The 12,247-nt window shown below is 37.1% G+C and carries 6 protein-coding genes; all 6 read right to left on the bottom strand.

The features are described from left to right. Positions 1–17 precede the first annotated feature (17 nt). A complete protein-coding gene (locus DU508_RS21355) occupies positions 18–2,195 on the bottom strand; it encodes a hypothetical protein (RefSeq protein ID WP_115404693.1) in 2,178 nt (725 codons plus the stop codon). An 8-nt stretch (positions 2,196–2,203) separates the two neighbouring features. Beyond that, positions 2,204–3,367 (bottom strand): glycoside hydrolase family 76 protein, encoded by a 1,164-nt coding sequence (locus DU508_RS21350; RefSeq protein ID WP_199562760.1) that lies wholly within the window; start codon positions 3,365–3,367, stop codon positions 2,204–2,206. Positions 3,368–3,467: 100 nt separating this feature from the next. Continuing rightward, the gene (locus DU508_RS21345) at positions 3,468–5,288 is read right to left on the bottom strand and encodes a RagB/SusD family nutrient uptake outer membrane protein (RefSeq protein WP_115404692.1); all 1,821 of its coding nucleotides are present in this window, start codon (positions 5,286–5,288) and stop codon (positions 3,468–3,470) included. A gap of 12 nt (positions 5,289–5,300) precedes the next feature. Next, complete coding sequence (locus DU508_RS21340; protein WP_115404691.1) at positions 5,301–8,495, bottom strand: SusC/RagA family TonB-linked outer membrane protein; 3,195 nt, start codon at positions 8,493–8,495, stop codon at positions 5,301–5,303. 72 nt (positions 8,496–8,567) lie between these two features. Then, on the bottom strand, positions 8,568–11,012 hold the full coding sequence (locus DU508_RS21335; RefSeq protein ID WP_115404690.1) for a glutaminase family protein: 2,445 nt from the start codon (positions 11,010–11,012) through the stop codon (positions 8,568–8,570). 215 nt (positions 11,013–11,227) lie between these two features. After that, positions 11,228–12,229 (bottom strand): LacI family DNA-binding transcriptional regulator, encoded by a 1,002-nt coding sequence (locus DU508_RS21330; protein ID WP_115404689.1) that lies wholly within the window; start codon positions 12,227–12,229, stop codon positions 11,228–11,230. Positions 12,230–12,247: the final 18 nt, after the last annotated feature.

The following is a 12,247-nucleotide window of genomic DNA, read 5'->3' as shown; positions in this document are numbered from 1 at the left end:
TATTTATCATTATGCTTTTACCAGCTGATGTTAACCTTTACACCTTCGCTGAAATTTTCAAAGCCCAGTAAAAGTGTTTTCGATTTTTCATCCCAATCACTTTTAGAAAGCGGCAATTCTTTGCCACCTGTACCGGCAGTAATTTTTGTTGGTTTAGCCGATAACAGGATTCGCATCATATTATTTGTTTTGGCTGGGCTTTTTGCAACAAACTGATAAGATTTTTTGGTTAAAATTTCATCCGTAACTCTTGCAGCAGCTGCTAAAACCTGAGGTTTATTTTTATTTTCAACCTTGTTTACATCAAACAAATAAGCTTGCGCACCTGGTTGAATTGTTTTTGTGTTTAATATTGGAAGTGTTGGATCGAACAGGTCGATAAAAATTCCATTTAGTGTTAAAGGCGATTGGCTTTGGCTTTCATCCAAAACAGCAGAGATTACAAAAGGGCCACGTTCCAGAACGAAATTGTTTTTAAGAATAAGATCGCCCGCCTTTGCGTCATTTTCATAAGCTTGTTTAAGCATGGCCATAAAATCTTTATCGCCGTTTTCTTTCATGATCAGTTCTTTTGGATCTTTACGCACCAGATAAACTTTGCCCTGGCCCACTTCATAAGCACTGCTATTTGCATTTTCGGTAATACCTAACAAACCGAATAAATGCTGCGATGGTGCTTTGAATGAGTTACCATTGGTATTCCACCATTCTTTAACATTTTGGAATGGATCGTTATCTCTGCCATAATAAAGTAAAACGCCTCCGCCTTTTACCCATTTGGCTAATTCCTGATGAAAATCTGCTGATAAAGGTTTCATATTCGCATAACTCATAATCAGCACCTTAATGTCTTTTAAAGTGTTTTTATTGGCCAGGTTCTCCATATGGACTGTTTCTACCGGAATGCCCTGCTTTAACAATGGAATGGCCATTCCGTAAAAGTTGGATAATTGAGGATCATCATAACCCTCGTGGGTTGGAAAACGCTGAAACATCATTGAGTTTGCCAGTAAAACACCTATTCCATGGCTTCCATTCAACTTATTTTTTGACAGTGGCATTTGATTTAAAGAATTAACCATTACCTGCATTTGTGTGGCATAGGCCGGAGAAATAGGTTGTCTTTCTTTCATGCCTTCTACAGGAAACCGCCCCCTGTAAATGCGGTTTGGCCAGGGCATTACTTCATAATTATCAACCATTGGATATAACAATTCTGCAGTAAAAGTTGCCTGGTAATTAACCTTGTAATCATCCCACGATCTTGCCCGATCTTCTATTGGATCGGTAAGAAAATAAATTTTTCTACCTGTTGGAGCAGTCATCGAAACCATGGAACCGTATTCCAAAAATGCATTTTCGAATACACGTTCTTTTTCTAATCCATTATAAAATACAGGTTCACGGGATGTTCCTGTCCACACCTGTGCGATATAACCATCCATCCCTTCTAAATTGGCTAAACTTGCTTCCGGACTAACAATTTGCCACGATGAGTAATTAATCAGCGAGTGCGTGGGCACAAAACATTTTACCCGCTTGCCTTTGCTTTCGCTATAAGTTTTAACATAGGTAAAAACTTCTTTTAAGGCATTGAAATAAAGTTGGTATTTCAGTTTTGAAGAAAGATATGTTGCCTCTGGTGATTCGTGTTGAGCCATCCAGGGAAAACCATAATATTTCTGCCACTCATCTTTAAAAGTTTGACTGTAACCTGCGCGAGCCCAGAACTCTGGTTCTTCCAGATAAATTGCTGTAACTCCGGCATCAATAGCACGTTTTACATGACTCTTCATATAGGTCAGGAAATTGGCTGTCGGAACAATGTAGGGAACATTTTTTCCATGCCAAATGGTTTCGCCATTTCGCATCATTTGTCCTTCATCTAAATGATTTTTCCCATCCCACTCGCCTAAAAAGTAATCTTTATACTGACCCCAGGCAATTCCGGTCATAAACTGCACTTCGTAACCCTTGTCTCTATAACCTTTTACACGCTCTTCGAATTTTCCGCCATCATCATTAATTCCGTAAACCATTGCAATATCAGAACGAACATCATAATCGGCACTCCAGGGAGCAGAAACCTGAAAAGAAGTTTTCTGTTTTGATTTAACCTGAGCCAATACATCGCTTTGCACAATTAAACTGATTGCCAATGCAGAAATCGATGTGTAATATTTTAAGTTTCTCATCTCTACATCTAATTAGTTGGAGCGAATAATTGCATAAATGCAACTGCGCTGCTCGATTCGTATGATTGAACAATTCCTGTTGGACAAGGAACTTTGTAATTTCTGTGCATAGTCCCGCGACCGAAATCGCGATTTTCCCAAGCTGTATTTGCATTGAAAACTGCCCATTTAGCATAATCTCCGGCAGGATAAGCTTTAGCCAAATCAGCAAGATATTGTGCAAAAATGGCTTTTAAAACCCCTTGTTCATTCCAGTCTCCTTCAGCAGGCAAAATACCACTCGGATCGCTCATTGTATTTTTTGTATAGTTTGCAGCAAGTTTGGCATCATCTAAATAGCTTTGTATATTGGTGTTTCTATACAATAAAATTGCAGCACCAATTAAAGTACCCTGATTGTAGGTATAATCTTCAAAACCAGGGTTGTTATCTCCAACCTTGTGATCGGCAACTCTGCCTTTTGAAATATCGAAAAGATTTTCTCTTGACCAGGTGTAAATACTTTTGGCTTTAGTTAGATAAGATTCATCCTTAGTAATGTTATACAAACGCATGGCTGCAATTACCGTTGGAAAATTAATACAGGCATTTTTACCACTGTGTTTAAAATCCCAGAACATGCCTCCTTTTACCGGATCATAAGAACCATTCCAAACTTTGGTAAAGCCCGATTTAGCTTTATCTAAATAAACCTGATTTTTTGTGATTTCATAAGCACGGGCAAGTGACATTACCCACCACATCATGTCATCATAAATAAACCATTCTACAGAGTTATCCCAATTGTAATTATCATAGCGTTTTGCACCCCCATCATACATATCAGTTATCATTTTATAATATGCCTGATCTTTGGTTCGTTCATAAGCATTCATTACAATATCCCAGTAAATCGCTTGTGTCCAAATGGCTGCAATACCTTTCTTTTCGGTTGTGCTGTAATAAAGTTTATCAGTAGGGCTGTAATAAATATTGTTAAAAGAATTGAATGCTATTGTTGCATCTGTTGCAGAAAAAGTTGTAGTTGAAGGAGGAAATGCTGATGGTTTTGGAGCGGGTTCCTCAATTCCTTTTTTACTGCAAGAACTGATGAATAGCGTTATGATTAAACTTAAAGGCATAACAATTCTCTTGAGTATCTTCAGGTTTGCGGGTATTGGGATGTTTTCCATAAACATTGTTCGTACGGTTAAAAATTATCAGGATGGCACTTACATAAGTAGATGAATGTAAGTACCACCTGATTTTAGTTATTTGAATTCAAAAGATGAATTACCAACCTGGATTCTGCACCATTAAATCATCAGAATTAACGTCTTTTGCCGGGATTGGAAACAAATAATGTCTTTTAGTAAACACCCTTGTTTCAAAAGGCACCACCGTTAAAAAGTCTGGTAAATTTTGGGTAATATTTAAGCCATAGATTGGCCCGTTATCCGTTGTTTCAGCAATTTTCCATCTTCTGGTATCAAAATACCTTACATTTTCAAAAGCAAGTTCTGATCTACGTTCTTTTCTAATGGCAATTCTCATTGCAGCCTGATCTGCGGGAACAGGAATTTGACCCGTGCCAGAACCATATTGTGGAATACCAGCTCTTTCTCTGATTTGGTTTAAATAAATCAGGATATCCGGATCACCTGGAGTTGATTCATTTAATGCCTCAACATAATCCAGGAATAGATTACCTACGCGATAAAGGATACAAGCACGATTACTCTCTCTCCAGTTACCCAGGCCCATTGCTTTTCTTACTGCATAACCTGTAACTGTATAATCGTTACCTCCGGTTGCTTTACCTGAGTTACCGTTGTTATTAAACTCTGTAATGACGTTGCCAAAAGAAGTATTTAGCCAAACACTGTTATGGTAGGTGATATTTACGTAGAAACGTGGTTCACGATTAACCCATTGATTGTAAGTATTGGTTTCAATCGGACTTCCCGGTGCTTTGTAATCAGTAAAACCAGTGCTTACATAGCCCGAGGCAGGATCATCAATACTACGACCATTTGCGGTAAAGAAAGCATCGACTTGATTTTGAGTTGCTCCTAAACCAGCTGAACCTCTCACTTCAGATGCCTTTCCACTATGATAGGGTGTCATTTCATATTGTCTGCCTTCAATAGATGCATCTAATCTCGACATGATAATTTCATTGTTGAATTTATCTAAAAAGATATCACGACAAGATAAATAAGGGTCGAAAACACCAGAAGAATTATTTTTTCTGAACAAACTATAAGTACCTGGAACAAATTGTTGAATGTAAGCTTTGTAAGCATCAGATGCTCTTTTCCATTTTGAAGCATCGTAAGTTTGGCTAACCAGCTGTTTTCCGTCTTTGTTTTTAAGGTTAGCTAAATCGGTATTACCATTATAAAGCGGGCTTGCAGCCAACAAATAAGCTTGTAATCGGTAAGCTAAAGCCTGCCCTTTAGTGATTCTACCATAATTTGCATCATTAATTGGGTTAACTGGCAAATTATCTGCCGCACTTTGAAGTTCAGCAGCAATGTAGTTAATACACTCATCAAAACTACTTCTAGGCAAATGAATACTTTCTGTTGGTGCATCTGGTTCAATTACGTTTTCACCCAATAGAACAACCGGGCCATAAATACGAACCAAATAGAAATAATAAATTGCTCTTAAAGCCCTTGCTTCATTTTTATATTGAGTGGTTAACTGAGGTGTGATATCCTGAGTTACTTTGTCAATGTTGGCCATGAAGAAACTTGCCGAACGAATACCCCTGTAAAAGTTGTTCCAATACGCATTTACAAAGCCCGAGTTAGCATCCCAGCTACCGATATTTACGTTGTTGGCCTGGTTAAATCCCCACACAAATTCTGCTTCGTCGGCAGCGCCAGTCCAAACACCTGCACTTCTTCCGGTATTCGGATCTCTTTGCCCAAACTCATCAGGAATAAGACTATAAACATTAGCTAAAAATTTTTCTGCCGTAGCACGATTGGTAAAGGTTTCATCAAGTGTTAACCTATCATTAGGTACTTGATCCAGAAAACCTTTTTTACAAGACGTAGCAAGGGTTAAGCAAGCTACAAATGCAACAAATATATATTTTTTCATGATTTCTAATTCTTAAAATTTAACATTAATACCTAATGATAAAGTTCTGGTAATTGGGTATTTAGCGCCATTGGCTCTGCCGCCACTATTAGTATTAAGCTCCGGGTCCCAAAGTTTCCAATCGCTAAATGTTAATAGGTTATTTCCGATTAAATAAATCGCTGCATTTTTAAGATAAATTTTCTCAGCAAATTTCGTCGGAAGATTGTAGCTTAACTGAGCAGATTTCAAACGCAGGAAATTTACATCTTTAACCCACCATGAACTTTCTAAAGTATTGTTCGTATTATCTGCCTCACCATAAGCTAAGCGTGGATAGAATGCATTTTGATTAGGGTTTGAAGGTGTCCAACGATCAACAGCGATATCATAAGCATTACTTAAACCGCCACCACCGTTGAACGGAAATATCCCTGAACCACCAAGCATTATATCAGCACCGTGCGCACCTTGAAAGAAAGTTGCCAGGGCAAAACCTTTATATGATACGTTTAAACCGAAACCATAAACTTTGTTAGGAACATCACCCCTACCAATTTGAGCTTTATCGTAATCGTTAATTAAACCATCACCGTTTAAATCTTTGTATTTGATATCACCTGGCCTTAAATTACTTTTAGAACCTGGTGCAGCGCTGGCATTAATTTCTTCTTGTGTATCATAAAGCTTTTCAGCTACATAACCGAATCTCGATAATACGTTAGTTCCTATGCGGTTCATCCATGGATAAGGTTGGGCCGGACGATCATCTTTTAAAATTTTATCTTTGTTATAAGTAAATGTACCCCTGATACCAAAATCTACCTGACCTACCTTGAAGTTATACTCTAAGGTGGCATCGATACCTCGATTATCCACCTCGCCTAAATTACCATAAGGCTGATTGGTTAAACCTACATATCCAGGAATAGATTGACGCTGGAAAAAGATACCAGTACGTTGTTCTTTAAATAAATCAACAATTAGGTATAAATTATCTTTCAAAGTTCTGATCTCCATGCCTAAATCCTGCTTACGGGATTCAGCCCAAACAACATCAACACCATAATCAGTCACATTGATTCCACTTATTCCATTATCGTAATTTTTACCGAATTGATAACCTGCTGCACCATCTGAAACCAGTGTTAAATAAGCAAACCTTCTACCTACTAAATTAGCATCAGAGATTTTACCAATACCAGTAATACCATCAGAATACCTGAACTTTAAAAAAGAAATGGTATTTTTCATTGATTCCCAAAATTTTTCATTTGATGGAATCCATCCAATGCCAAAAGCCGGAAAAGAACCATATCTGTTATTAGGAGAAAATAATTCCGATCCATTATAACCAAAGTTGGCCTCTGCAAAGTAGCGGTCATCGTATGAGTAAGTACCCCGAGCAGCAACTCCAATAAATCTTTCAGGAATTGACGCAGTGAAATCGCCAGCGAATGGGTTGGTGTAATCTTGGGTATAGGCCAAAATTAAACCACCAACACGGTGCTTTCCAAAAGCCCTATCATAATTAACTGCGGCTTCAGTATAAAATTTTCTATTACCACCTCTTGATGGCTCGAAACTTAAATAGTTACCACCGCTGGTAAATGATTGAAATAAATCTAAAGAACCATCAGCTTTGTAAGGATTATTAATGTCTCTAATAAAGTATGTGCTTTCTCTTTTTGATCTTCTGATAAAGTTCTCGTTATAAGCATCGAAGGCAACCATTGCAGTTGCGGTTAAACCTTCGGTAACCATTTTCAAATCCTGAGTCAATCTCAAGTTGGTATACAGCTGATTTTTAAATTCAGTACGGTAACCTCTTCTTGTTAAATCTGCATAAGGATTTCTAAAACCACCATTTGATGAACGACCTGGGATAAAACCTCCCGGATACATAACAGGATACTCAACCGGTGATACATCCAATGCAGAGCGGAAAATATCTTCAGTATTTTCGCCAGGATAATTGCCTGTAGAAGCATAACCTTGGATACCTAAATCCAATTTAGTAGTATTGGTTAGTTTTAAGTTTAAGTTACTCGTAAAGTTGTAACGTGAATAATTTAAGGCTGAATTATATTGTGCTAAATCATCTGTTTTTAAGAAACCGCCTTCATTATAATAAGCTAGCGAAACATAATATTGAGCATTATCTACACCACCACTTGCATTTAAATTTGCTCTGCGGGTACTACTGTATTTATCGAATAATTCGCTCATCCAGTTTACATTAGGATAAACCAAGGGGTCGGCACCTGATGTAGTTCTATTAATATAGTCTTGTGAATACTTTGCAGCCTGGCCTCTTCCTGTTAATGCCTCATTTGCGAGGTTCATATAGTTCACACCATCTAAAGATTCCGGATGTCTGACAAAGGTACTGATACCCTCATTATAATCGAAGAAGATTGATGGTTTACCTACTTTACCTGTTTTGGTTTTTACGATGATTACACCATTTGCACCTCTAACACCATATACAGCAGTACCAGATGCATCTTTCAAAACTGTGAACGATTCAATATCCTCAGGATCTATTGCGGTAATGGAACGTTCTACTCCATCTACTAAAACCAACGGTGCGCTACTACCGCCTCCAAAGGTAGCAATACCACGAATCCAGATATCAGCAGTGCTTCTTCCTGGTTCACCGCTTCTTTGTACACCAACCACACCAGCAATTCTACCTGCTAATGATTGGGTTACACTCGCCACTGGTTGTTTTAACTCCTTTGCATTGATTGTCGATTGTGCACCAATCAAAGAAACTTTACGTTGTGTGCCGAATCCCACAACAGCAACTTCTTCCAGCGCATTTGAACTCGGAACCAATTGAATAGAAATATTTTTTTGATTTCCAACAGTTACTTCTTTAGATTCATAACCCACATAAGAAATAATTAACACTGATGATTCTGATGGCACACTAATGCTAAATGCACCATTCACATCAGTGGCTGCAACCGCTAAAGATCCTTTTACTTTAACACTTGCTCCTGGGATCCCAGCGCCGGTTTCATCCTTCACGACACCTCGGATTACAATGTCGGCCAAAGGGTATTTTAATTCTTTTTTAGCCATTGGCGAAGTATTAATATTTATTGCACCCGCCGATGCATTAAATGTTAATCCAAGTGCCAAAGATAGTGCGCCCAGTTTACAGACGTTGTCCTTTGTCATAAGCGATTGCTTGATGAGCCTAGTAAATTTTTTGTTCATAATGGTTGGTTTTGTACTTGGTTAGTTATCTTATTAATTTGTTTTTTGTTTAATTTTCATTGTTATCAGGTATTATTTAATATTCCATTTATCAGCGAGCATTTTTATAAAATAGCCGCCTACAACACTTCGGGCTTGAAAACCAACCATTTTTCCGTTGGTAGTTTCATGCCAATCGCTTAAGGGAACCTTGCTTACCGTTTCAGTTGCAAACCGGTAAACAGGTTTTATAAAGTTTTGAAAGTCTGCCTGATTATCAGCAAGGGTTGCCGTCCAGATAATCCAATCAGATTTGGTGTAGGTTTTACGACTATCAAGTGGTAATCCGAAATCATTCTGTTTGGTCAAATAGAAATTAATTTCCTTTTTATAAACTTCTGCAGGGAAAAGGTCAAGTTTCAATAATTTGTCCCAAACCAGGTTATATTTCTGGCTCCAGGTATTTTTATTGTTAAAGGTTAAAGCAAAATGATCGCCTGCATCAGCAAGTTCCTGCCACTTTTTGGCCATGTCTGAAGCAGCATTTCTGTATTTTGAAGCAACATCTGCCTTGCCTAATTGTTGTGCCATCTGAGCATAAGCACCCAATGCCACAATTGCTTTTACAGATAGGTTTGCATTTCTCGCCAGATGACCAGCAAAATCATCAGTACATAGCTGATTAGCCGGGTCAAAACCTTCTTTTAATAAATAGTCTGCCCAAACAGACATTACCTCCCAATGTTTCTCCGCATATTTAGCATTTCCCTCAGCTTTCGTTATAGCGGCTGTCAAAATGATCATATTACCTGCTTCCTCTACCGGCATGTCTTCTCCGTAGGTTTGACCATTTGCCAAAGGATAAGTTCCCAGATCATGAGCTGCAAAAGGCTTTTTCCATTTACCACTTTCAGAATAATAAAAAATGCCATTCAGCATTCCCTTTAACAGTTCAGGGTTGTAAACCAGAAATTGTGGAGCCGAAGGATAAGTTACATCAACGGTATTGATTGATCCGTTACTAAAGTTTTCTTTAGATAGAAATAGGATATCTCCATTTGGTGCGTAAACAATTTTATGAGCAGCAATTGCCTGTCTATAAGCCAACTTACACAAGTTTGCATATTCTTCTCCACCAGCCTTTTTTGCATCTGCATATAACCGAGCATTAAAGGCGATGCATTTCGATTTTAAAGAAACGTATTCGTTACTCGCATTTACCAACTGGCTTTCGAAACTTTGACCACCATTTTTTCTCCAGACAGGCGACAATTTTTCACCAAAATATTCAACAGACTTAATATCATCGTATCCTAGCATCACATATTTTTCTACTTCAGCAGATGAAATGGACCCAAAAGAAATCACACTGCTCAGCGCTAAAGATTTTAAATTTTGAAACTGATTTTGTACCGGATATTTTGATTTAATAAAAGCATTTAAACTTTCCTTATCTGTTCCAATAAATTGAACAGGCTTAAATTGATCAGGAATAGCGATATACAGGTATCCCCAATCGATGCGCACATCATCACCTTTTTTCTCTAAAACCGGTTGTTCCACAGTGCCTGCTTTTAAAATAGCAAGATTCTCCTTTTTGCTTTTCCAGGCAGAGACAGCCTGGTTTGGTGTGTTAACTGCAATGTTTGATGATGCGCTAAAATAAACATCTACATTATGGGCTTTGGCATTATTGGATTTTACAGCATAACTGATGTAGCTGATTGGTCTTGCGGTTAAATTGATATCATTTAGTAACAATGGAGAAGTAAAGGTCACTTTTAAATTTACCCCACCGCATGTAAAAGTATAAGTTGTACTGGTTGCTTCTACTGTTACATTGGTTTGTGCGGCATTTAAAACTTTTATGTCCTGAGGAATTTCTTCGACAATGCCTGCATCTAAATGTCTGCCACCAGCAGTGTTTTTACAATCAATAGCTAAAATATTTTCGCCTGTTTTTAAAATACCATCTTCAATGGGAATATATATATACTCGTGCACCCAGTCTTCCTTTTTATAAATCGTTTTACCATTCAGGTAAACGATAACATTATCATCGTGGTTGAGCTTTAAATATTTTTTTGCTGTTGATGTTTGAGCGATCGAAAATTTTCTACGATAAAAGATTTCATTAGTATTCCACCTGGTTTTAGCTTGCTTGTCATCGCCAAAAGGAGCATTCCCTTTTTTCCATTCTCCATCATTAAAAGCAAATGTATACCAACCTTCTTCTGGTTGCTTTGTTGTATAACTTGCCTGATAATTTAATTCATCGGCAGCCGCTAAAAGCGTTTTATAACTTTTGCTGTCAGCACCCAAAAAACGATAAAACTGATTATCTACTTTGATAATGCCTGTTAGCGCATGCTCCTTACCTGTCCAGTGTTTGGTAATGGTGTTATTAAGTCCATCGCCGAAAGACCAAATGCTAAAATAGCTATCATGTGTAATTAAAGGGTAGGCAGGCGCTTTATCTTGCCCGAGTGAGCGAAGGCTAAAAAATGCACACAGCATCAGTAAATAAAGGGTTCTCATAATTAGTTATTTGGCTATATTAAATAAATAAAACGATTTACTAATTCAATATCAAAAAGCAATTTTAATTTGTATTAATAATATGATTTATCAATTCTGATTAATTGTATTAAAAAGCGATTTTAAAGTAAAACGTTTTACTAATTCAATATTAGAAAATAAAAAGCCATAAATAAAGGGATGTACCGCAATATTTGCGTTACAATAAAGAAATATTATCTTTCTATCAATTTGGAGGAAATAATAACCTGTTGATTTTCGAGCTTACTTTTAGAAGATAACTGACTCAATATTAATTGAATAACAGTTTCGGCGATTTCTTCTAATGGCTGTTGTACGGCAGAGATGCTTGGCGTATGAAGCTCAAAAACTTCATGATCGTCGTACGCGATAACCGCAAAATCCTCCCCTATCGTTTTGTTTATCTGTTTTAAAGCTTTGAGGCCACTAATGGCCAAATAGTTTGTTGCAAATAAAACGGCATCAATTTCTTTTGAGCGAAACAGAGATTTCATTTGTTCAATGGTTTCGTTCTCATCCTGGTTGAAATGAATTTTAACCACTAAATCATCATGGTAAGGAATGTTGTTATCGATCAAAGCTTGTTTATATCCATCCAGTCGCTCTACAATCTGCTCTACATCAATATCTGTTGTAACCAATGCAATATTTTTTTTCCCTTTTTTTATAAAGCTTTCAATGGATTGATAGGAGGCTTTGAAATGATCGCTACCAACATAATTAGTATCTATATCCGATAAATTTCTATCAAACAAAATTACCGGTTTGTTATCTGTTAATAAAACCTGGATATCCTCTTCAATGCCTTTAATCGGAGAAATGATATAGCCGTCTACTTTTCTTGATTTGAACATATTGATAAGCTCTTTTGCTTTATCTACGCTATTCTCGGTACTTGAGTAAATGATTTTGTAGCCTTTCTTATAAGCTTTATCTTCAATTAATCTTGCAATACGTGAGAAAAAAGAGTTGGAAATATCCTCAATAATTAAGCCTATGATATTTGAATGCCCTGTTCTTAAACTTCTCGCAATTTGATTGGGTTTATAACCACTTTCTTTAATGATCTTTTCTACCTTTTTTATTACAGCTTCGCTAATTGATTTATCTTTTGCTTTACCGTTTATAATAAAGGAAACTGTTGTGATTGATACACCTGCTTTTACAGCAATATCTTTTATAGAAAGAGTTTTCATTAATTAGCGTTTCAAATT

Source organism: Pedobacter chinensis (assembly GCF_003339865.1).
Classification (GTDB): Bacteria; Bacteroidota; Bacteroidia; order Sphingobacteriales; family Sphingobacteriaceae; genus Pedobacter; species Pedobacter chinensis.
The sequence above is the reverse complement of the archived record's forward strand: the minus strand, read 5'-3'. Positions and strand labels throughout refer to the sequence as shown.

Excerpts from the sequence above, each read along its gene's own strand:
- DU508_RS21335 (WP_115404690.1), bottom strand. The coding sequence starts at position 11,012 with ATGAGAACCCTTTATTTACTGATGCTGTGTGCATTTTTTAGCCTTCGC.
- DU508_RS21330 (WP_115404689.1), bottom strand. The coding sequence starts at position 12,229 with ATGAAAACTCTTTCTATAAAAGATATTGCTGTAAAAGCAGGTGTATCA.
- DU508_RS21355 (WP_115404693.1), bottom strand. The coding sequence starts at position 2,195 with ATGAGAAACTTAAAATATTACACATCGATTTCTGCATTGGCAATCAGT.
- DU508_RS21350 (WP_199562760.1), bottom strand. The coding sequence starts at position 3,367 with ATGGAAAACATCCCAATACCCGCAAACCTGAAGATACTCAAGAGAATT.
- DU508_RS21340 (WP_115404691.1), bottom strand. The coding sequence starts at position 8,495 with ATGAACAAAAAATTTACTAGGCTCATCAAGCAATCGCTTATGACAAAG.
- DU508_RS21345 (WP_115404692.1), bottom strand. The coding sequence starts at position 5,288 with ATGAAAAAATATATATTTGTTGCATTTGTAGCTTGCTTAACCCTTGCT.